This is a genomic window from Nostoc sp. EspVER01 (assembly GCF_034530635.1).
Lineage (GTDB): Bacteria > Cyanobacteriota > Cyanobacteriia > Cyanobacteriales > Nostocaceae > Nostoc.
Genome location: NZ_JAVRCS010000002.1, coordinates 312,816 through 334,460, shown reverse-complemented (window position 1 = coordinate 334,460; position 21,645 = coordinate 312,816). Strand labels below are relative to the sequence as shown.

The 21,645-nt window shown below is 41.5% G+C and carries 20 protein-coding genes and 1 pseudogene; 10 read left to right on the top strand and 11 right to left on the bottom strand.

From position 1 onward, the window contains the following. Window positions 1–786 precede the first annotated feature (786 nt). On the bottom strand, window positions 787–3,492 hold the full coding sequence (locus RMX69_RS03515) for a TIGR03936 family radical SAM-associated protein (RefSeq protein ID WP_322636529.1): 2,706 nt from the start codon (window positions 3,490–3,492) through the stop codon (window positions 787–789). A gap of 151 nt (window positions 3,493–3,643) precedes the next feature. Further along, window positions 3,644–3,973 carry an STAS domain-containing protein gene (locus RMX69_RS03510; protein ID WP_289795322.1) on the bottom strand — a complete coding sequence of 110 codons (330 nt, stop codon included), beginning with the start codon at window positions 3,971–3,973 and terminating at the stop codon, window positions 3,644–3,646. Between the two features lie 471 nt (window positions 3,974–4,444). Here RMX69_RS03510 and RMX69_RS03505 point away from each other — a divergent pair, with 471 nt between their 5' ends. Together RMX69_RS03505 and RMX69_RS03500 are read left to right on the top strand one after the other, a co-directional pair. Beyond that, window positions 4,445–4,645 carry a hypothetical protein gene (locus RMX69_RS03505; RefSeq protein ID WP_094349495.1) on the top strand — a complete coding sequence of 67 codons (201 nt, stop codon included), beginning with the start codon at window positions 4,445–4,447 and terminating at the stop codon, window positions 4,643–4,645. 241 nt (window positions 4,646–4,886) lie between these two features. Then, window positions 4,887–5,087 (top strand): annotated as a pseudogene (locus RMX69_RS03500) (LL-diaminopimelate aminotransferase); the annotation flags it as partial. A 172-nt stretch (window positions 5,088–5,259) separates the two neighbouring features. Here RMX69_RS03500 and RMX69_RS03495 read toward each other — a convergent pair. Next, window positions 5,260–5,625: a hypothetical protein gene (locus RMX69_RS03495; RefSeq protein ID WP_289795321.1), complete on the bottom strand. Its 366-nt coding sequence runs from the start codon at window positions 5,623–5,625 to the stop codon at window positions 5,260–5,262. A gap of 293 nt (window positions 5,626–5,918) precedes the next feature. On the opposite strand from RMX69_RS03495, the gene clpS reads away from it, so the two are divergent. The 3 genes from clpS to RMX69_RS03480 all read left to right on the top strand — a co-directional run bounded on the left by clpS (window position 5,919) and on the right by RMX69_RS03480 (window position 7,784). Then, the gene (gene clpS, locus RMX69_RS03490; RefSeq protein ID WP_012410249.1) at window positions 5,919–6,200 is read left to right on the top strand and encodes an ATP-dependent Clp protease adapter ClpS; all 282 of its coding nucleotides are present in this window, start codon (window positions 5,919–5,921) and stop codon (window positions 6,198–6,200) included. A gap of 157 nt (window positions 6,201–6,357) precedes the next feature. Continuing rightward, the gene (locus RMX69_RS03485; protein WP_322636528.1) at window positions 6,358–7,182 is read left to right on the top strand and encodes a type II CAAX endopeptidase family protein; all 825 of its coding nucleotides are present in this window, start codon (window positions 6,358–6,360) and stop codon (window positions 7,180–7,182) included. A gap of 74 nt (window positions 7,183–7,256) precedes the next feature. Beyond that, window positions 7,257–7,784: a hypothetical protein gene (locus RMX69_RS03480; protein ID WP_322636527.1), complete on the top strand. Its 528-nt coding sequence runs from the start codon at window positions 7,257–7,259 to the stop codon at window positions 7,782–7,784. A 333-nt stretch (window positions 7,785–8,117) separates the two neighbouring features. On the opposite strand, the gene RMX69_RS03475 is transcribed toward RMX69_RS03480, so the two are convergent. From RMX69_RS03475 to RMX69_RS03460, 4 genes are all read right to left on the bottom strand, one after another. Then, window positions 8,118–8,756, bottom strand: coding sequence for a pentapeptide repeat-containing protein (locus tag RMX69_RS03475; RefSeq protein ID WP_289795318.1), 639 nt, complete (start codon window positions 8,754–8,756; stop codon window positions 8,118–8,120). After that, a complete protein-coding gene (locus tag RMX69_RS03470) occupies window positions 8,753–10,141 on the bottom strand; it encodes a DICT sensory domain-containing protein (RefSeq protein WP_322636526.1) in 1,389 nt (462 codons plus the stop codon). The genes RMX69_RS03475 and RMX69_RS03470 overlap by 4 nt, the downstream gene beginning before the upstream one ends. 360 nt (window positions 10,142–10,501) lie before the next feature. Further along, window positions 10,502–11,896 (bottom strand): helix-turn-helix domain-containing protein, encoded by a 1,395-nt coding sequence (locus RMX69_RS03465; RefSeq protein WP_322636525.1) that lies wholly within the window; start codon window positions 11,894–11,896, stop codon window positions 10,502–10,504. Between the two features lie 995 nt (window positions 11,897–12,891). Beyond that, window positions 12,892–14,484, bottom strand: a complete 1,593-nt coding sequence (locus tag RMX69_RS03460; protein WP_322636524.1) for a photosystem II high light acclimation radical SAM protein — start codon at window positions 14,482–14,484, stop codon at window positions 12,892–12,894. A gap of 587 nt (window positions 14,485–15,071) precedes the next feature. Here RMX69_RS03460 and RMX69_RS03455 point away from each other — a divergent pair. The 4 genes from RMX69_RS03455 (at window position 15,072) to RMX69_RS03440 (ending at window position 17,604) form a co-directional block, all read left to right on the top strand. Next, window positions 15,072–15,467 carry a DUF1830 domain-containing protein gene (locus RMX69_RS03455; RefSeq protein WP_289795314.1) on the top strand — a complete coding sequence of 132 codons (396 nt, stop codon included), beginning with the start codon at window positions 15,072–15,074 and terminating at the stop codon, window positions 15,465–15,467. Between the two features lie 143 nt (window positions 15,468–15,610). Next, window positions 15,611–16,072 (top strand): DUF4079 domain-containing protein, encoded by a 462-nt coding sequence (locus RMX69_RS03450; RefSeq protein WP_322636523.1) that lies wholly within the window; start codon window positions 15,611–15,613, stop codon window positions 16,070–16,072. A 141-nt stretch (window positions 16,073–16,213) separates the two neighbouring features. Continuing rightward, a complete protein-coding gene (locus RMX69_RS03445; RefSeq protein ID WP_322636522.1) occupies window positions 16,214–16,780 on the top strand; it encodes a hypothetical protein in 567 nt (188 codons plus the stop codon). A gap of 50 nt (window positions 16,781–16,830) precedes the next feature. Continuing rightward, window positions 16,831–17,604, top strand: a complete 774-nt coding sequence (locus RMX69_RS03440; protein ID WP_322636521.1) for an ABC transporter ATP-binding protein — start codon at window positions 16,831–16,833, stop codon at window positions 17,602–17,604. Between the two features lie 61 nt (window positions 17,605–17,665). Here the strand turns inward: RMX69_RS03440 and RMX69_RS03435 are convergent, their stop codons facing one another. Beyond that, window positions 17,666–18,439 carry a response regulator transcription factor gene (locus tag RMX69_RS03435; protein WP_094349507.1) on the bottom strand — a complete coding sequence of 258 codons (774 nt, stop codon included), beginning with the start codon at window positions 18,437–18,439 and terminating at the stop codon, window positions 17,666–17,668. A 593-nt stretch (window positions 18,440–19,032) separates the two neighbouring features. On the opposite strand from RMX69_RS03435, the gene RMX69_RS03430 reads away from it, so the two are divergent. Continuing rightward, complete coding sequence (locus RMX69_RS03430; protein ID WP_194042008.1) at window positions 19,033–19,281, top strand: DUF6761 family protein; 249 nt, start codon at window positions 19,033–19,035, stop codon at window positions 19,279–19,281. Window positions 19,282–19,631: 350 nt separating this feature from the next. Here the strand turns inward: RMX69_RS03430 and grxD are convergent, their stop codons facing one another. From grxD to RMX69_RS03415, 3 genes are all read right to left on the bottom strand, one after another. Further along, window positions 19,632–19,955 (bottom strand): Grx4 family monothiol glutaredoxin, encoded by a 324-nt coding sequence (gene grxD / locus RMX69_RS03425; RefSeq protein WP_094349509.1) that lies wholly within the window; start codon window positions 19,953–19,955, stop codon window positions 19,632–19,634. Window positions 19,956–20,067: 112 nt separating this feature from the next. After that, window positions 20,068–20,325: a BolA family protein gene (locus tag RMX69_RS03420; RefSeq protein WP_289795312.1), complete on the bottom strand. Its 258-nt coding sequence runs from the start codon at window positions 20,323–20,325 to the stop codon at window positions 20,068–20,070. A gap of 228 nt (window positions 20,326–20,553) precedes the next feature. After that, window positions 20,554–21,162 carry a hypothetical protein gene (locus RMX69_RS03415; protein WP_289795311.1) on the bottom strand — a complete coding sequence of 203 codons (609 nt, stop codon included), beginning with the start codon at window positions 21,160–21,162 and terminating at the stop codon, window positions 20,554–20,556. Window positions 21,163–21,645 lie beyond the last annotated feature (483 nt).

Genomic DNA, 21,645 nt, shown 5'->3' with positions numbered 1-21,645 from the left:
CAACCCTCAAAAGGCGCTACTGATAATAAAAATCGCAAATTTGAGCTTCTAAGTTAAATAGCTATTGACGCTCTTAAGAGCGTTTCTACGGCTGATTATTCCAGAACTGCTGTATATCGTTTAAGCAATTAAATCAACCGTCCGTGGTTGATTTGTGATGCAATACCCTCAAATCTTGAGAGTTCTGATTTGAAAGTTCTAAATCCTGAGTGAGCATTTTAACTCAGGATGCTTTATTTGAGAGTAACCTACTGAATTCGTTAAGAAAAAGAAACTATTTCTATTTTCCATTCCCCGGATTTATCTTAGGGTTATACTCAGCTGCGCCAGTTGCTAACCTGCCTTGAGCCGCTCTAGCCTAAGACAAACAGTGCTTTACGCGTCTCATGAACGTCTACAACAAGTCGGCATAACCGACAGTAGTGCTTTAACTCTAAAAAAGTAATGCACTAGCTCTTGGGCACTACCTGAATTAGACATTCAGCAGTTGTTTAAAAGCATGGATTTAGAGAAGCTAACCGAGCCTGCTGTTAGTTACTGATTCACAAGGTAGCTATAGAGAGAGTGTGCATTCTTTAATCTGCCTTTTGTTTTTCTAGGATAAAATCCTAGAAGTTGCACTCTAATATCTTTGCTTTCGCCCCCTGAATACGAGGGTAGTGAACCAGCTAATTCAATGCAGCGCCAGAAAATTTCTCTTCACCCTATTCTAACGCAACCTTGCTAAAAATCAATTCCTGTGAGCTGCCATCTTAGGACAACTACTAGCAAGTTGTCCTACAAGGATTATACCCCTAAAATTAGCCGATTGCGGTGGATGTGTAGGAGTTGGAATTCTACACCAGCCACTGTCTCTAGCATAAACAGGATTTGTTCGGGACGCAACAGCAAACCGTCCTGACGATAGCTACCTAGATAACGGATTACAGATGACATAGATTCTGCAACGCAATTGTAGTTTTCTACTAATTCCAGTTCAAATAAGCGATCGCGCAGATTTATTAACTGGCTCTTGCCTGATTTAGTTATTTGCTCGTACCAAAGTTCCTCTTTTGCTTTGATTGTATCAATCCAGTTTTGCCATTGTATGGGTGTTGTTTCTGCAAGTGCTGCTACAGTAATTAAATACTCTGCGGTCTCTAGCAGTTGGGTAGCGGCACTAGCTTTTAAATCTATCTGCTCCACATTATATACAGGTATATCTGTGGGCATTTCACGAGCCAACTTTCTGAAGAAAGTATCAACTTCCACTGGCACAGTTAACTCAAAATCTGCAATTTCACCGCTGCTAGTAGCCCCTAAAGCCAAAGCAGTTGCTAAAGAAATGCGTGGCATTGGATGAAACCCACCAGTAAAGGCAATTGGTAAGCCTGCTCGTCGCACAACTCGGTCAAACAGACGAATTAAATCAAGATGGCTCATTAGAGCCATATTACCTTGTTTCCCAAACCAAACTCGCAGTCTTTGCGCCTTAGTTGTATTGGGGACAAATTCGCCAGCAAATTTTGGGATAGCAGGTGATTCAATCACCACGTTATGCCCAAAATCGGTGCCACAGACGCCACAATGAGAACAACCTTCAAAAGAGCAATCTGGTACAATTGCAGCTTTTAGAGCGCGTTGCAAGTCTTCTTGGAGCCACTTTTTGTCAATCCCTGTATCAATATGATCCCAAGGTAGGGGAATATCGAGGGAGTGGGGAGTACTGAGTGGGCTATTCTCCTCTGCTTCTTTGCCCTTTTGCGCCTCTACGTGAAACAAATTCCATTCGCCATTTTCTACTTGGCGGTATTTCCAATCTAAATCAGCTTGGGCGATCGCAGATCCCCAAGCGCTAAAAGCTCGATCTAAATTTTCATACCAGGAATCCATACCTGCACCCAATTCCCAGGCACGGCGGACTACTTTGCTCAAATTGCGATCGCCTCGTCCCACAAAATCTTCCATTGCCGAAATGCGGACATCGGTAAAATTTACCTTCACTGCCTTGATTCGGCGGAATTCTTGCCGTAACAGGTTTTGTTTTCGCTTAAATTCAGCGGTAGAAACTGAGTGCCACTGGAATGGTGTATGGGGCTTAGGCGTAAAGTTAGAAATCGTCAGGTTAAAGTTTAGGGGTTTTCTACCCTTACCTCGACATTCTCGCTGTAACCACCTTACCGTTTCGGCAATGCCCACAACATCAGCATCCGTCTCACCCGGCAAGCCAATCATAAAATACAACTTTATTTTATCCCAGCCTTGCTCCCAAGCGGTTTTTACTCCCCGCAACAATTCTTCATTCGTCAAACCCTTATTTACGATGTCTCGCATCCGCTGAGTACCAGCTTCTGGAGCAAATGTTAGTCCACCTTGGCGCGTACCTCCAAGGATGTTGGCAATATTCTCATCAAATCTGTCTACCCGTTGGCTTGGTAGAGTCAGAGAAATATTTTCATTTTTTAAGCGATTTTTGATTTCCATCCCCACTGCTGGTAGGGACAAATAATCAGAACAACTCAGAGATAGTAGAGAAAACTCATTGTAACCAGTTGCCCGCATTCCCTGTTCAATTGCTTCTACAACCTTATCGGGTTCTACATCCCGTGCTGGTCGAGTCAGCATTCCTGGTTGACAGAAGCGACAGCCACGAGTGCAACCACGTCGAATCTCAATGGTTAAACGGTCATGCACCGTTTCTACATAAGGAACTAAACCAATGGAATATGCTGGTATGGGAGTTGCCACCCTTCGCAGAATTCGCTTCGGCACATCTTGGCGACAAGGATGAACTGAGCCATCCTTTGCCATGTCGTAAAACTGAGGCACATATACGCCTGGTATCTGTGCCAAATCAAGTAACAGATGTTCTCGACTTAATCCTGCTTGTTTGCCTTCTTCCAATACCAAACCAATTTCTGGCAGTAGTTCCTCTCCATCTCCAAGGGCGATAAAGTCGAAAAAGTCAGCATAAGGCTCAGGATTTGATGTCGCTGTTTGCCCACCAGCGAAAATCAACGGAAAGGATGACTGGGTATCGGTAGATTCACTACCCCCCTGCCCCTCGGTCACTGAGCGTAGCCGAAGTGCTGCTTCTCTGCTCCCCTGCCTCTCTCGCCACGTCAAAGGAATTCCAGCCAAATCCAACATTTCGAGGATATTAGTTGCACCCAGTTCGTAACTGAGGCTAAAGCCTAAAATGTCAAATTCTGTGAGCGATCGCTTTGACTCTACTGCAAACAATGGCGTATTAGTCTCGCGTAGTTTGGCTGCCAGGTCTTTTCCTGGGAGGTAGGCGCGATCGCACAATTGACGCGGTTGAGCATTCAAGACGTTATAAAGGATGATGTGCCCTAAATTAGATGCACCTACTTCATATACTTCTGGGTAGGTTAAAACCCAGCGTATTGCTGCCGTATCCCAAGGTTTGTGTACCGCTAACAGTTCGTTACCCAGGTAACGTGCTGGTTTTAAAATATCCGACGTTATTAATTTTTCAACTGCAACAACCACTGTGCTATCTTCTAGCTACCTTAATTACAGCTACCTAAACCCAACATTAGCATTGAATTAGGTCTTCTAACAGATTTTATCGTTGCAACTTACAACTCCTTTACATAAAGTCCACTTATTATTGCCCGAACCTTTGTGTTTTTACATAAAGTTATATTTGGGTCAATTTGGCTTCAGCGTCTAATATTTCAAATACCCGATCGAGTTGCGTCAGTTCAAAAATCATTCTAATTTGTGGGGCAACAGCGCTAAGTTGGCAACTTCTTCCTAAAGTAAGAGCCAGCTTGTGTGTAGATAACAATGCCATCAACCCCGCGCTGTCTAACGATTCTACTGCTGCGAGGTCTACTACCAAGGTGGAAATACCATTTTGCGCCAACGCTGTAGCCATATCTCGTTCAAATTCCAAGGCGTTTGCAGCATTTAAGCACCCTTGAGGGCGAATAACTGCAATTTTGGGATAGTTAAGCACTGCCTGCATAGTTACATCCTATTAAGAATTTTGAAGCGTCAAGCTAAGGATTATTTGAACATAAACTCTATTTTGTTGCATCGACCATACGTCTGAGCTCTCTTTGCTGAATCTTTATTGCTTTAGCATGTCTGTTTAAAGATTGTTATAATTCCAGGTTAAAATGTGTTTATATATACTTTTTTTTTATGTCACTTCAAAAACAATCAATTATAGACGGCCATAGAGCAGACAAATTATCAGTAACTATGCTGAAAAACCTTGCTTAGTCTATAACTAAAGCTAATTTAGCCAAGTCTTAACGTTAGGTTAAATCTCCCACTTTAGCGTTGCTGATGGCATACGGCAAAGTCATAGTGAATTATCTATCTAACTAATTAAATTGTGATATATATCACTACTAAGTTAGTATTTGGATCACTCTTTATACTGAGGCTGATCTGGGATGATTAGTGTCATATTACTGTTGGGTTATTACTTATGAGAACTCAGTACGCTATTCGTAAATTGGTAGAAAAAGCTCTTGACATTAAAAAACTAACTCCTGAGATAGAGAATGAAATCAACTCAGAACTGACGGAACTAGGTTACATTTCTGATGTTGATTACGAAGCCCTAGAATTATTAATGGCAGAGATGGATGCTGGACGAATCCAGTTGGTTCCTAGCCTAGGATTTTAAAATAATTCATAATGACCCTTTCTACGAACGCGAACAGCGTGTCGCAGACAGAAGTTGTGTGTAGCTTGCTTCTCTGTAAGGTTACAATGACTCCCTAACGTAATTCGTAATTAAATTTAGGAGGGGGATACAAGAGCGATATGATTGCTAGTCTTTTTCTATGAGGTTGATTATTTAAATACTTAAGGTGGCGTAAACTGTGCTGGTGAAGCTCTACATTATGCATTCATCGAAAATCGCCATACAGTTCGCTAAACGCCTAAAAAAAATTCCTCCCAATCTGTTTGCTGAAATTGCCCACAAGCGGAATGAACTCGTTGCTAAGGGAGTTGATATCATCAATATGGCTACTGGCGATCCAGATAAACTTACTTCTAGTCATATCCTTCAGGTGATGCATAAGGCGATTGACGACGCTGCTAACCAAAATTATCCACCTTACTAAGGGACAAAAAATTTCTGGTGTGAAGGATGTAGCAATCGAATTTCACAGTCTTCAACGTATGAAAAATTTTGGGAATTAGGGACTGGGGACTGGGAAGACAAAGGGGACAAGGAAGACAAGGAAGAATTATTCAAGAAGTCTCTATGTTGTCTATTTCCAATGCCCCATCCTAATCCCCAATCTCCAACCCCTCTTGATATGCTTGCCAAAGTTGGTGAATAAACTGATTCAGTTGCTGCTTTGCGACTGAATCAGGTTCAGTTTTTGGTTCTTTCGCTAAAAGTTGACTCAAGAAGGTAATTACTTCTGTGTCTAATGCTGGGCGAAATAAATTTGCAGGCCAAAGTAAGTCAGATGCATCTCGCAAATCAGTAATTAGGGGTGATTCTTCTACGAAAGTAACCATTAATAAAGGACGCACCCAGCATAACTGGCGGGAAACTACAAATTGAATGACTTCTGCATACAGGTTCCTGTCACCATACTCTAGAGACACAATTTGTCCCGTTTGAAGAAAATCTAGGCTCATGTCCATCTTGGGCAAGGGCAAGGATTATTTTGCTTGCAACTTCTTTAATCTTAAAAGTGAAAATGCGCTACGTTAAGGAAAGCTTCTGTAAGATTAGGGTAGCACTCTTATGGCAGCCATGTCTTAGACATCTGTCTCACAAGTGGCTACGCAAAATTAATACAACCAATCCCTGGCAGCAAAGAGTTTTCCTAGCATAGTATCTGAGCAGAAATACTATAGAATAGGTAAACGACTGTTAAGCGATCGCAAAACAGAGACTTTGTTGTAGTGAAGTAACGAGAAAAGAGCAAAGAGCCGTGTCAGTTGAAACCATTCAAAAGCCTTCCACAACCCGCAAGCTCGCGCCTCGGTATCGCGTTTTGCTCCATAACGACGACTACAACTCGATGGAGCATGTTGTGCAGTCACTAATCGCTACTGTACCAAGCCTTACCCAACCCCAAGCTGTTAGCATCATGATGGAAGCCCATACTAACGGGCTAGCTTTAGTCATTACTTGCGCCCTGGAACACGCTGAGTTTTATTGCGAAACATTGATAAGTCACGGTTTAAGTAGCACGATTGAACCTGATGAATAGTCAAATAATTCGTAATTCGTAATACTTCGGCTACGCTCAGTACAAGTTCGTAATTCGTAAGTAACAAGGGTATAGCAGCCCACACTGAATTAAAAATTTAGTGGAAAGTTCAGAGCTAAAACTGATTGTAATTACGGATTATTTTGACTTGTTTAGTATGAACAAAAACTTTGTCCGTTTAGCTGAACGCCCTGCCCCTATTAGGCTGGGTGCTTTTATTTTGACCTTACTGTTGCTATGGTTGCCATTTGCTACACCAATATACTTACTAGTGCATGATTCAAACTTAGAAAGTATATTGACATTGGTATTGTTATATGCAATATTTATTTTTCTCCTGAGACTATGGGGTAAATATGTCTACCAGCAACCCCAAATTCTGCGGCATTATGGTTTAGAATTCACGCGGCACAATGGTGTAGATTTACTGCGTGGCTTGGCTCTGGGGATAATTAATATTCTGACACTTTTTGGGGTAGAAAGTTTGTTGGGTTGGTTGGTGTGGCAACAACCGAAAGTTTTTTTGCTGAAAGTTATTTTAGAGGGTTCACTTGTTGGCTTGGGCATCGGATTTGCTGAGGAATTGTTATTCCGAGGCTGGTTGCTAGATGAATTACAACGAAATTACAGCCCGCGTGTGGCACTGTGGACAGATGCAACTGCGTTTGCTACATTGCACTTTATTAAACCCTTAGAGGCAATTATTCATACACTGCCGCAATTTCCAGCTTTAGTACTGCTGGGGTTAACGCAAGTATGGGGAAAGCGTTGGCGGAGGGGACGCTTGGGTTTTCCAATTGGTTTGCATAGTGGTTTAGTTTGGGGTTACTACATTATTAATGTGGGTAAATTAGTGAAATATTCTGGTCAGGTTCCTGATTGGGTAACTGGTGTGAATAATAATCCCCTGCAAGGAGTGATGGGGGTGTTGTTAATGAGTGTACTAGCTTTGGGGATACGAGGGCGAACAGTAAAACATTAAAGATGGGTAATGAACTTGTAGAAAAATAAAATATCGGCTAAAAAGAAACTACATTAATATTCCATTTAGGCAAAGTGTCAGAGTGTAGCCAAAAGGCTTTTAGAGATTCAACATCAAATAAAGGTTTAGGGTTAAAAATAATGGATTGTAGTCGTCTGGAATATATCAAAAATGTAAATGATGATCGTGATATTTGGGCGTATAAAATCTATCCTGTTGGAGCTTACTTTCAGTTAAACTTTAAAGAGGGTAAAGGTGTAGATAATCATGCCTTTAACTTACCAAAAGGATCTTTTATCATCCTTTCTCAAAAACTACCTGAGTACGAGCGATTCTTGACACACGTAGTTGAACTGGTTAATGAGGGAAGTGAAGATAAACCTCAATGGGGAATAGATACATGGGGTATTTTCCGATGGGTTAAGGTTCATTGGATTGCTGATTTCGACAATCCCAACCGTATTCCTCTTGATCAAAAGGAAATGAGAGCCGAGTGGGGTCGGTTTGATACTAAAGCTAAATTGTTGTCTAGTGAAAACTTGATGAAGCAGTGGGGCAGTATCGATGCATTAAGAGGGCACTTAGGAGAAGTTTTTAATTAAACGATCGCCATAATTCACTTTGCGCGATCGCACCTACGCCACATTTTTGACTGAGATAATTCCTTCACCACACCACTGAATCAGTAGCCATCTGTCAGAATCTTTATCCAGTGCTGGCTTGAGACGGAAATTAAAAACCTCTTGCCATACCTCTACTCCATACTGAGATATAAAATCTGCCTCCAGTTCTTGAAACTGTTCTCATTGCCGAATTGCGATCGCCCTCAACATGGGAATGATCGCGGTGATTGAGACTTGTGCAGCGACGGGTGTCATTCTGGGTAATCCTCAAAAATACAAATAATCGGCATAGGTGGTTTTTTGGTGCAATGTTTACGCAAGCGTCTCAACCACTGTCCCCACCACACAAGCTTTATTCAAATTAACACCGCTCAAATTTGCACCTTCTAACTCTGCACAAAGCAAATTAGCTCCTGTCAAATTTGCGCCCGCCAAATTCGCCCCTCGCAAATCAGCCTCTTCAAGATTTGCTTCACTCAACAAAGCCCCTTGCAAATCGGCGCGACTCAAGTCTGCACCTTTGAGATTTGCCCCTGTCAGGTTTGCACCGCGCAAGTCAGCGCCGCGCAAATCAACGCCTTGTAAGTTCACATTCATTAAATTGGCACCACTCAAGAAAGCACCCACCAATGACACATCACTGAGTCTTGCTCCCATCAAGTTAGCTCCACGCAAATTGCTACCCCGCAAGTCAGCGCCCGTTAAGTCTGCTTGCATCAGGTTGGCTCCCATCAGGTTCGCCCGCAAGTCAGTTGCTTGGAGGTTGGCTCCCATCAAATTTGCCCCCTCCAAATGTCCACCTTCGAGCTTAGAACCAGCAAAATTAGCACCTACAAGGGTAGCGCCAGCAAGATTAATCCGGCTTAAATCCAGTCGGGAGAGTTCCTCGTCTTCTAAATTTGCGCCTGGAAGTTGTTTGAGTTTTCCTAATTTAATGGCTTCAATATTCATGTAAAGTAACTACCAATCTCTTCACTGATCTTGCTGTGGCTATCCCATTGGGAATCAAGTATCCAGATGCCGGCGCTGAATTTGGGTGTCATCAAGGGTAAGTCGAGTCCCTGTTGTAAACCCATAACTAACAAAGCTAGGGTATTTACGAGTTTAGGGTCAAAGCGAGTAGATTCTTGCTGTTTGCACTCATCTAAAGCTTGAGTAAATATCTGTTCCCGGCTTTGATTTGACGATTTTCGCTGATTGACTCGCCACTGAAAGTCTGCCAATAATGCCAAAATTCTCGACTCTAGGGGAATTTCATCTCCAGCTAAACCTGCTGGTTCTCCTACGCCACTCCACCACTCGGTTTGGTGAGTGATAATTTGGGCAACTGCTCGCAGTCGTGGCATGGTTCGCAATACTTGCGCCCCTGGTATTAAAGGACAACTGGGGGCATCTTCTTGATAGCGTGTTGGTATATTACCAGAATTCAGGACACTTTCGGCATTTTGTAATGGATCTATGCGATGTAACAAAGCCGCTAGCCGCAATCTCTTAATCTGCCATGCGGGAAGATCCAAAAGCTGGGCGATCGCTTCAGCAAGTACTACTACTTCCGCAGCTGCCATTGGATTGTTGACATCTGCCATATCCATCAGTTGTGCCATTCGCAAAAAGGCTTGGATTTCGTTAGAAACCAAGTTGCGATCTAGGGTTTGTTTCTGAAGGGCTGTAGGGATGGATAAATTCTCTTGCCCAGTCTGGAGATAATCTACTACACGGGAGACAACTGCACCTAAATTTTGGGATCTATCCATTGACGGTACAATTTGCTGCTTATCGCTTGTGAGTTTTTCCGCCAATTCTGGGTTGTATTTTTTGATGTGAGCGATCGCAATTTCTGCTGTCTTTTGTACTAACTCTGGCTCAAATGTCCACAACCCATAAAATTTACGCTCTAAATCTGATGTCGGTACTCCAGCACTGCCATAATCAGCCTCTGATAATTCTTGACAAATTACCATTGCTGTGTATTTGGGTGATAAAATAATTAAGTGCCACTCTTGCGCCACTGGATCGCCTACATCTAATGCCACTAAGTCTACATTGGGTAGCTGGCTGGTAGGATGTTCAGCAAAGCCAGATTCAGCGGCAGCCATGATGGCAATTTGGCAACTACATTGGGCGATGTCTGCATATCGCTCGGCTTCTTGTAGATACCATTTACCTTGTTGGAAGGCTGTGATGACTAAGGGCGTACCGTCATCAGTTAAGATATGGTCTTCTAAAGCGTGGCACAGGGCAACCAGGGTATTTTTGTAGTAAACACCGAATCGAATTGGCCTGGTGGTGTGGCGATGGGCTGTTTCTAATTTTTGGAGTATTGAGCCTTCTAACATGGAGTTAATTTAAACGTACCACAAAGAGCGTTGATTAACAAAGAGTTTGAAATTAGTGCTTATAACTATATTATTTTACTGTTTAAGCTATGAATTATGCTATCTCGGAAAATTATAATATCTAATACCACGGTTCAGCTAACCTGCCAAGAGTGATCAAAGTGGCTTTTTGTGCTGATGTTAAAGGATAAGCCTTTGTTTTGTAAGGATATTCCCGCTAATATATCTTGTTTCTATAGACGATTCATTTCTCAGTTTTAATAGAAGTTGCCCTAAACAGCTTTCAATATTTTTGGCAGAACCGAAGCTAGCGAGTAATTTTTCAATTATTGGTTGCAATATCAGGAAATTTTGGCGATCTCAGATATAATTTTTAGCAGTTGCTTTTATCCAAGCATGACTTTGAAATAATTCCATTTTTTCGTCAGTAATTTCTTGGCAAATACGCTCAACTAATTTAGCGATAATGTACTCCATAACGACAGGCTGTTGAGTAAACTCAGCGGCATTTTTTTCAATCAATGACCGACGTTGCAAAGATACGATCGCCTGTATGATTTCACAATGCGGGACGTTGGCAATCAAATCATCTTGCAATTTCATCAAATTTATTGGCTCTCTATTAATAGCCAGCCAATACATAATTTCTTGTTCTAATTTGCTCAATCGATAAAATTGTTTATCTAATAAATCGCAGATATCATCAAAAATGAATGTAACTTTCTTTAAAAATCGCAAAAATTCAGAAATATTACTATCAAAAAAATCTCTAATTGCCGCAGCTACAATCTTTAATGCCAAGGGATTTCCGCCATAATGGTAAATTAAAACTTGCCATTCGTCCTGCGAACCAATAAAAGACCCTTTAGTAAAGAAAATTGCTCTTCCTGCATCTGTGGGTAAACCAGTTAATTGCAAGCAGCGAACGGGTATTTCACCTTCTAATTTTGCTAATCCTTTGGGTTTTTCGCGAGAAGTCAAAATTAAACAACTTTTGTGAGATGTTTCTGCAATACATCGCAATAGCTGACCATAACCAGAATATCCTTCTCTATAGTTACCTGTACGATCGCCACTTTTAAGTACTGCCTCAGCATTATCCAGTACTAACAAACAGCGATGTAAACGTAAGTAATATATTAGCCGTAATACTTTACCATCTAAGTTCCTTGGCAAGTCTATTTCCTGCTGTTCTGAGAGAAACTGAATCATTTCTGTCAATATTTCTTCCACTACAGGAGCATTACGGAGACTTCGCCAAATTATATACTCAAATTCATGCTGAAATTGCTGTCCCAGTTTGGCAGCAAGAGCAGTTTTACCTATACCACCCATACCTAAAATTACTACCAAACGGCAGTTTTCATGTATAGTCCACTGCTCTAAAAGATGCACTTCTTGAGTACGACCATAGAAAATAGATACATCTGGTGCTTCACCCCAATCTTGGTGTATATTTCGCTCAACAATCTCATTCCAGTTGAGTTGAAGAACTAAGCAGTAAGCTTTAAAAGCTCCGGTATTAATGGGTAGTTTTCCTGCTAAAAAGCGTTTCCAAGTTCCTTGAGAAATCCCTTCAGCAAAAAAACCTTCTTCTTGCCAATCTGTACCTAAAATTTTACTTGCTTCCTCAAGCCATCTCGGATCGTCAATTGTCCAACCCTTTTCTTTTCTTTTTTGTTTAATTCTAGCTAAACCATGTTGAGAAGCTTTGAGAGTAGACATGGCTATTGCAAAAGTCAAGTTTTGCGGCATTCCACATATTAATTATCACCTGTTTATTTACCATTTACACAAAAAGTTGATATTTAAGATCACTCTCGCTGATCCAAAACCGAACTGGTGGAATTTAAGCAAAGTAAGCCATCTTAGAAAGGTAGAAAGTCAAGTTGGTGAATGTAGTTATAGACGATCGGCTACAAAGAGCGATTGCACGTATAAGACGCAAAAGCGCAAACACGGGTAAAACATAACCCCGTGAAGCAAGTTTTTCTGATTTAAAACTTAGCTTAAGTAAGTTGGCGCAAATAAAGCTAACTGGTGAAGGCTTTCATTGGTAGGGTTTCAGGTGTATTTACTTTTCGTAATATAGTTCTGTTTCTCACCACCGACTTATTTAGTCTTTCTATTCAATCAAATGAAGTTGTTGATTTACAACGGAGAATTAAAACATGAAATTTTCAATTAAGTCCATTCCTTTTGTTATAGCCACAGCCTTAGCTGTCTCTACCTCCGCAGCCTATTCTGAAACTCCAAATGATTTTGTGTCCCAAAGCAGTTCACCATATCCAAAAAACCTTTGTAGCACTCCTTATTTCTGCCTTCCATTCCCTTCTAAGAACCGCTATACTGTATGCAAACGTTATGCTATTCAGGGTCAGTATGGGCCTCTAATTTTCTATCGCTGCATTTACTATGTGCCCGCAACTCGCAAGTAATAGGTGAATAATTTTTCATCCTTTCAGCTGTTGACATAGTTTGGTAGTAATACAAAACTATGGAAAGTTAGCTTCCTACGATATTACCGCAAACCAAACAAAGAGTTATACTTGGTCGTGGAACACTTCTTAACCTAGCGACTTTCGTTTGGCAGTTCGATATGCCAAGCCTTACGATGAATTCGATTTTATGATGGATAAATCGAGGGTAGGGAATACGAAAAAATAGATTTACTCCGTTCCTCGTTCCCAGGTTTCACCTGGGAACGAGAAAGACAAAATGGCGGGCTTTCTGGCCCACCCCACAAGAGTTTATGAAACTCCAGCCAACTGTTTTTCTTTGCTTTGTATTGGCGCGGAAAGTGCTGCTTCTAAGTCAGCACAACCCAGCTTTTCTTCTAAGATTTTCATGACTTCGCGCCCGAAGTCGTTGGGGTTTTGTTGCCAAGCTTGCAAGCAGACTTCGCCAAAGAATGAACCAAGGGGTTCGGGATTCCAGAGAAGTTTTTTGGCTGTCCACGGCATCAAGCTCATTGGATCGTATCCTGGTTTGAGGATGCCTTCTTTGAAAGCGTATTCTTCTAAATGGGTATGGGGTTGTAGTCCAATGAAGAAAATGGCGGGTTCGACTTTATCAGCACCAAAAATCCGTTCTAGTTCGCGGTGGTAAGCGATGGTTTGACGGATGGTTTCGGGACGTTCGTCAATCACGTTAAAGGAGTAATTGACGGAAACTACGTCGTTGAAACCAGCAGCTTTTAAGTCACGGCAGTTTTGCAAGACGGTTCGCAAGTTATACCCCATCCGCATTTTCCGCACAAGTTCTTGAGAACCACTGGTAATCCCTATTTCAAAGTAGTTCATCCCGGTTTTCGCCATCAAGTCACACAACTCTGGTGTCAAATTGTCGGCTCTGATATATGCTGCCCAGTGGATATCTGTCATACCAGAATCGACGATTTTTTGCAAGAGTTCTACGGCATCGGCAATAAATTTTTTTGCGGGGATGAATTGGGCATCAGTAAACCAGAAATTGCGAATGCCGCGATCGTATAATTGGCGCATCTCAGCAACGACTTCATCTGCTGGGTTGATGCGTACTTGTTTGCCTTCAACGACGGTGTAGACGCAATAACAACAGTTGTGAGGACAACCACGCTTAGTTTGTACACCTATATAAAAGTCTTGCTCTTGCAGGTAAAAGTTAAATTCCGGCCAGATGCTTTCGATATAGTCATAGTTACAAGCTGTTTTTTCTATTGGGGTGGGTTGTTCGTGAATTAGCCGTTTTCGTGGTTGAGTTTCTCCGGCAACGTAACAGCGTTCATCTCGAAAATCTCTGCCACTTAAAAGTTTTTCCAGCAGAGTTTCGCCTTCACCCACAGAAATAATTGTTCCTTGGGGTAAGCTTTTACCCAATTGTTCGTAAAATACACTGACTGCACCGCCACCGACAACTACACGAGCATCAGAATTATATTTTTGGGCACGGTTTAAACCGCGTTTGATTAAGCCCTGGTTTCGCCATAACTCTACATAATAAGCGATGAAGATTCGCAAACCGCCCAATCCGCCGCGTAGTTTCAGTAGAGGATTTTTGGCGTAGTAAAATTCAAAGGCGTTTTGCAGCGGGTTGCCACCACGTCCGCCAACTGGGGCATAAATTTGAATATCCCGCCAAGAGAATACTAGTAGTGTCGGTTTAAATTCATCAATACAGCGATCCAGAGCCGAACTGTAATCTAAAGGTGGCACTGTTCCTAAATCAAAGATGCGCTGTTCAATATTAGGAAACTGCTTATGGACATGATCGCTCAGGTAGACAACCCCAATAGGAAAGATGGGGTTACAAGGAAGGCGAACGTAAAGAATTCGATTTTCCATCATCTGTGTTTTAACTTCCATCTTGCCAATCTGTGGAGAAAGCGAGAGAAACATCTAGTCTTACAGTGTGTGCTTGTTTTATTTGGTTTTATTTATCACAATCGTGCTTGACATTTCAGCCGATTATCGGTATCTAAAACCTGCTGTTAAAAACCGCGGAAAACGCTAAAGTTGCTGTGCATAAAATATACATAGAATCTATAGAGAGGTTTATGAAGACATTTTTCATATAGCTTTACCATAACATCGAGTTTATTCATTAAGTGATGATCCCAGGCGATTAATTCTGGGGTAGATGAAACAGCAAAACTCACTTCCTCGCTATGCTAAAAGTAAGGGGATCGTTGTTATGTCAATTCCTTAACAATCTGCTTTAAGATAATTGAAGCTTTTATACCAGGAAAAAATATCAAAAACTTTTATTCATAGTGTATAATTCCGAAAAAGGTGTGAATAATTACAAAATTTTCATAACTAAAAATATATCTTTAGACAGAAATAATCTACAAATACTCAGTTGGTATTCGCAGTTACAACAACTGGGGATCAGTGGGTGCTAGGCTTGGCTAGTGTAATGTAAAATTGTGGCGTAAAGCTCCTCAGCAGTTATGGCTCAAATATTAGATCCTCTACCACCTGAGCAATCGGGAAAAATTCTCTGCTGCTACATTAATGCCACGAGCAAAATACAGGTAGCTCGCATCTCCAATATTCCCAACTGGTACTTTGAAAGGGTTGTTTTCCCTGGACAACGTTTAGTTTTTGAAGCTCCGCGAAAAGGTCAAGTGGAGATTCATACAGGGATGATGGCAAGTGCAATTTTATCCGATAAGATTCCGTGCGATCGCCTGATGCTCGAAGAACCCAATACTAATGAGTTTGATACAGACTCATCAGATGAAAAAGACCCTTTTAGTACCAAATTAATGGTGCAGCAAATTAATACAAAAATCGGAGATACTACAAAACCCTTGCAAATCCTTGGTTTAGCCTCGGTTGATTAAAAAAAACAATTTTATCTAAATTTAAGGGTTGCTAATTCAGCAGCCCTTTTTGTTTATTATTTATTGGGCATGGGGCATGGGGCATTGGGCATTGGGTATTAATTATTCTCCCCATCTCCCTCATCTCATCTACAATCAATCTTATGAATCTGCCTTCATTTCTTTGGTTGTGGAAAATAGCCGCCTGGTCTATGGGGTTGTCCCTGCTGGCATATCTGATGTTAGCAGTCACCGGTGTTTGGATGTTTCGGGCGAGAACTTCGCAGCAATTTCCTTTTATCACGCCATTTATGGGCGGTAATAAAGGGGTGCGATCGCTCCACTATACAATGGGCATTAGCATGGTAAGTTTAGTGCTACTGTTGCTAGCGATCGGTATTGTTGGCACTTTAGGGCACTTTGGCTCTTTAGGTCACTCATCACACTTAATCGCTGGGTTGATAGTGGTAGCACTAGTTTTACTGTCTGCTTTCAGTGCCACCCAAATTAGTGCCAGACGACCTTGGGCTAGACCCTTACACATCGGCGTAAATATTATTTTGTTTCTAGGATTTGCCTGGGTATCCCTTACTGGTTGGATTGTAGTACAAAAGTATTTACCCTAAAAAATTGCGAATTACGAACTTGTACTGAGCGTAGCCGAAGTATTACGAATTACGAATTATTAAATTGGCATACCTTATTTCCAACACTCCAGCTAAGACATAGACCTACTCTACAATGAAGAAAAGCATTGTAATTGAGCCGTGACAGCAAACTCAGCCAATATCTCACCTTCTGTTTTTCGTTTGTCTCCTTTGATTCGGATAACGTTGCTGAGTCTATACATAGCACTCACAGTTCCATTACCTTTTTTATCGCAGGTAACAGCTGCACCCGTACCTCCAGAATTATTGTGGATAGGGATTGGCATCGGCTTAGTTGCCTTATATGCGGTATTGACAGAACAAGTAATAGTAGATGACGAGGGAATTCAGGTTACTTACCCCGCCTGGGTGCCTCGTTTTTTTCGTAAAGGCTGGTCTTTACCTTGGTCACAAGTCAAAGAGATAAAACCCCGCAGCACTGGACAAGGAGGGCTAGTTTATTACTTCCTCAGCCAGGATGGGAAAGCTTATTTACTACCGATGCGTGTAGCTGGATTTGCCCGTTTGGTGCAAATTGTCCAAGCAAAGACGAGCATTGACACCACAGATGTTCGCCCTTTAGCGCAGCCCTGGATGTACCTGATTTTACTGGGATGCACACTGCTGCTACTATTAGTCGATGGCTGGGCGATCGCTACAGCATTAACTACTGCACAATTAACTTAAAATTGGGAATTGGGCATTGATTTCTCCCTAGTCCCCACTCCCCACTCCCCTTGAATACAGCAAAAGCCACACTCAGGCTAGAGCAAGTTAATCTGTTTACAAAGCTGAAAACCCAACTTCCTGGCAATCAGCAGGGATACCCCATATTGCAGGATATTTCCTTAGAGGTATTCCAGAGCGAATGCATTGCAATTGTAGGCCCAGTAGGTGCTGGCAAAACTTCGTTATTAAGCCTCATCAACCGCCTAATTGAACCCACGAGTGGTAAACTCTATCTGGAAAATCAAGAATATCGCCAAATTCCTGTCATCCAGCTACGGCAGATGCTTGTACTTGTATTGCAAGAATCAAAGCTGTTGGGGATGACAGTTGGGCAATCCTTGGCTTATCCTTTAGTTTTGCGTGGTTTGCCCAAACAGACAATTCAGCAACGAGTCAATCACTGGACAGACCAACTGCACATTCCCAATGAATGGTTAGAGCGAACAGAGGTGCAACTTTCTTCAGGACAACGACAACTAGTAGCGATCGCTCGTGCCTTAGTCATCCAGCCTAAAATATTATTATTAGATGAGCCAACCTCTGCCCTCGATCCTGGTACGGCTTCTCATCTAATGCAAGTCTTAACCCAGTTGAGTCAAACTCATCAAACCACGATTCTGATGGTGAATCACCAACTGGAACTAGCCCAGATGTTTTGCTCTCGGTTATTACACCTGCAACAAGGTCATTTATTCGCAAATCAAACAGCCTCAGAGATAGACTGGATTGAATTACGAAAAAGTCTGATTCAAGCAGCAGCTCAAGACGATTTTGGATTTTAAATTTTGGATGAGACAGGAATCAGGAATCGTTTTCTTACTCCCCCTCACCCTACTACCTAATTCACACTTGACTACTAGTAAGTGTTGAACGTTGATTATTAAATCTCTCTCTAGCTAACTTTGTTGTCTGTGACTGTGAAATATTGGTATTCAAAATTTCCATGTTAAAACGGTATCCAACATTGCGGATAGTTTGAATCAAATTGGGTTGCCGAGGATCGAGTTCAACCTTTTTCCGCAGCGATAAAACATGAGTATCAATGGTACGAGGGTTATCAATAGCATCCGGCCAAGCACGACGCAGCAATTCCGATCTACTTAGAGGTACTCCCCCAGCTTGTGCTAAAACGTACAGCAAACTGAATTCCTGGGGCGTTAAGTCAATAAACTCCCCTTGGAAGCGGACACGACGCTGAACTAGATCGATTTGCAAAGTGCCATAATCCAAATAAGCAGGTGCAGTAGGTGTGCGCTTCCGGCGAATCAGTGCCTCTACCCGTGCCAAAAACTCTTGCATTCCAAAAGGTTTGCTCAAGTAATCATCTGCACCCGCCTTTAAACCTGCGACTATATCAGCTTCACTATTACGGGCAGATAGCATTAAGATTAGAGGCTGCTGCTGACGATGCAACCAACGACAAAACTCAATGCCATCACCATCAGGCAGGTCTGCATCTAAAACTACCAGTGTTGGTTGATGGCTTAAAAATACTTCCCTTGCTTGATAAATACTGGCAGCTTGATGCACGCGGTATTCCAGTTGTTGCAAGTGCCAACCCAACAACGACCTCAGATGGGGATTCCCCTCAATGATTTCTATACAAACCGAACCCACGGTGGCAAGACCCCTTAGCGTCGATGACTTTCAAATTAACAAGCCCGTCTCTAAGGTTTTGTAGCCTTTGTTACTTCAATTGCGATTAACTTTACATTTCCTAATAAAATAAGTGGCAATATCTTTAATTTATGCCTTGCCAATAGGCAATTAGAAATATTATTAAATTTTTATTAAATTTCTCGAAAGCGTTGTTAGACTTATAAAAAGTTCTTTTAACTTAACATTTTGCTTTGAGATGGGTGTAATGTGGCAAATATCTATAATCCAACCAGCTAACAACAACAACAACAGCTTTTCAACCTGATTAAACCTGATGGCAAAAGTGGATTTTTTCGCAAAAATTTAGTACTCCCATCCAGGAATATAACATCAATACAATTGGGCTGTGATTGTGAAAATCAAAAAAATAACTTAGCAGCTAACTAGAATCGATGTTTTCTGGAATAAGATTAAAGTAGCTTGTAGCTGCTATGAGGGTAATACCCAAAGTAGATGTGTTGACTTTGAGTTTATGCCAAAGTGAAATTACACTTCACTTTTTAGCGTGAATCATTTACAATTCTCATTCCAAAGAGATTAATACAGCAGTTATGCTCCAAGACACACAAACCATCCGCTATTACCAAAGACTCACCGATGCCTTCATCGAGTTATGGAATCGCGGTTATCGCACGGATGATATGCGGATGTATTTGGATGGATATCTAGCCGCACTGCGACACAGCAATGTCATTGAACCTTATCTGATTCATCGCCTAGAAGAGGAAGCCAGCCGCTTCTTGTACGATGGCTCAAACTTTGCAGTGCCACAACCACAGCCACAGCCCGATTACTACTAATTACCAGGTAAATGGTAATTGATAGTAACCGTTAATTACCGCAGATAATTATAGCATATTATCTGTATTGGTCAACGGGTTGTCGTGGTGTGAAATTTTGGAGATAGATATTGTATTGATTAAACGCATCCCCTCAGCCCTATATTGGCAAAGCCAATTAGACTGAGGGGATTGTTGTTTAGCAATAAAATCAAGTCCAACAAAGAGTATTTTTGTCAGAAACCGATTAAAAAACCCTTGAAAGGGGAAAGAAATAGTATATCTCCTTTCAAGGATATTAAAAATGGCACATTGCCTTGATAGCAAAGCGCAAATTCAGCAACATACCCTTTAGTTTGGGTAAAAAGAGCTTAAGAAGCTAATGCTACTTCTACCTTTTCCTGCAATTCACCTTTCTGGTACAGTTCAATCAAAATATCAGAACCGCCAAGGAATTCACCATTGATATACACTTGGGGGATTGTGGGCCAACTAGAGTATTCTTTAATACCTTGACGAATTTCAGGATCTGATAGAACGTCAACCGTCTCAAAGGGAACTCCCAAGGTATTGAGAATCTGCACAACGTTGTTGGAGAAACCACATTGGGGCATTAACTTGTTTCCCTTCATGAAAACTAAAATCTTGTTTTCTTGTAGCAAGCTATCAATCTTGTCTTTGAGTTCTGGTGTCATGGTATTTATGTTTCCTATGTTGCATTAATAGAGTGAGGAGTGAGGAGTGAAGAGTGAGGAGTTAAAAATTCATAATTCATAACTCTTAACTTCTAACTTCTAACTCCTAACTTTAGGAACTTGCTGTTGCTTGCCAAGCTTCGGGAGTGTATGTTTTCACCGCCAAAGCATGAATTGCTTCAGTTGACATAGCTTGACCCAACGCACCATAAACTAACTGGTGCTGTTGCACTAGTCCTTTACCTGCAAAGTGCGATGAAACTACTGTCACCTGATAGTGGTCGCCGCCACCAGTCAAGTCTTGCACCTGAACCTGTGCGTCTGGCAGTCCCGCCTTGATCATTTCCTCAACCTGTTGCGGACTAATCATCGCCATTCCTGAAAAAACTTACTTTTCTATTATTAACAGATATAGAGCAAATAGCCTGTGCCAACTTCAGGCTTTGGCAAGGCTGTAGATAAAGGCGCCTCTGAGGTGTATTACTTGAGAACGCTCAGGTTTTGGTTACGGTAGATAGCTCTATCCTAGCACTGGGGCGTTCCCAAGCAACTGGTTAAAGAAATGTGGGTAGGGAAAAACAGGCAACAAAAATTTAATTTATTTTTTTGGGGATGAAGAGGATGAATTACCACCTTCTCTGGGATAAGGAGAATCAACAAAACCCAACTCAAACAACTGTTTATAGGCTTTCTTGCCTAAATCCCGTGTCGGGTTTTGACTCTTAATTATTTGAACTAACAACGGTACAGCTAATTCTGGCTGATTTTGTGCCCGATGTACCAATGCTAGCTGAAAGGTGGCTTCATCTCGCTTTTGGGCTGTTAATAGAGCTTTTTGACGCTGAGAATCAGAAACTCTGTTGTCAATTCCCGAAAAGCTAGAATTTAACTCTTGATAAAAATTAGATAGCTGATTATAAACTTGACGCGCTTCTTGCAGTTTCTTGGCAGCTAAGGGGTAGTTCTGAGCAGAAACGGCTTGTTCTGCATCTTTTACTAAGCGATCGCCACCTGCAATGCTCAAAAGGCTGTTACTTTGGGTTATGGGGCGGAGGTTATTAGGATCGTTGGGGTCAATGGGTTGTGGTTGGCTGGTAGTGCCTGGTGACTGTGATACCTGAGCATTCACAGGTGATAGCAGGCTGAGGACTGCTATAACTGATAAAACAGTACGGTGCATCAAGGTAACAGCGACAGCAGTGTTCATGGGATCAATTAGTGCGACAACTATATAAAAGAGCTAGGGAAACTTCGGGTATCTTAACTCTGTTTTGGTCTTGGACAAAGCAAAGTTACATCCTAAGTATCTCTGATTTAGACTAAAAATCAGTTTAATAGAGTTCCCATTACCCCTGTATAGTAACTAACTTAAATAGTTGTGATTAGCGATACCCACAGTGGACTGGGTTAACGCGTTAATTCTCTATAGCTCATCAATCAATTAAATAGTTTGCAGACAACTCTGAGCTATTTACTCAAAAAAATGCCAATTTGGCTGAATATCGCGTAGATAGAGAGTAATCTATATATGTATACATCCTCAAAGGTTACAAAATATCACTAATTCTTTTGTCACTTATTCAGGATGAGTGTAGCAGTTAGCAGTTAGTGTCAAACCTTGAAAACGTGCAGTTTCTTAATCATGCACGATTAATGGTCAATGCTTAAGAGCTAGTCTTGGAACTCTTGA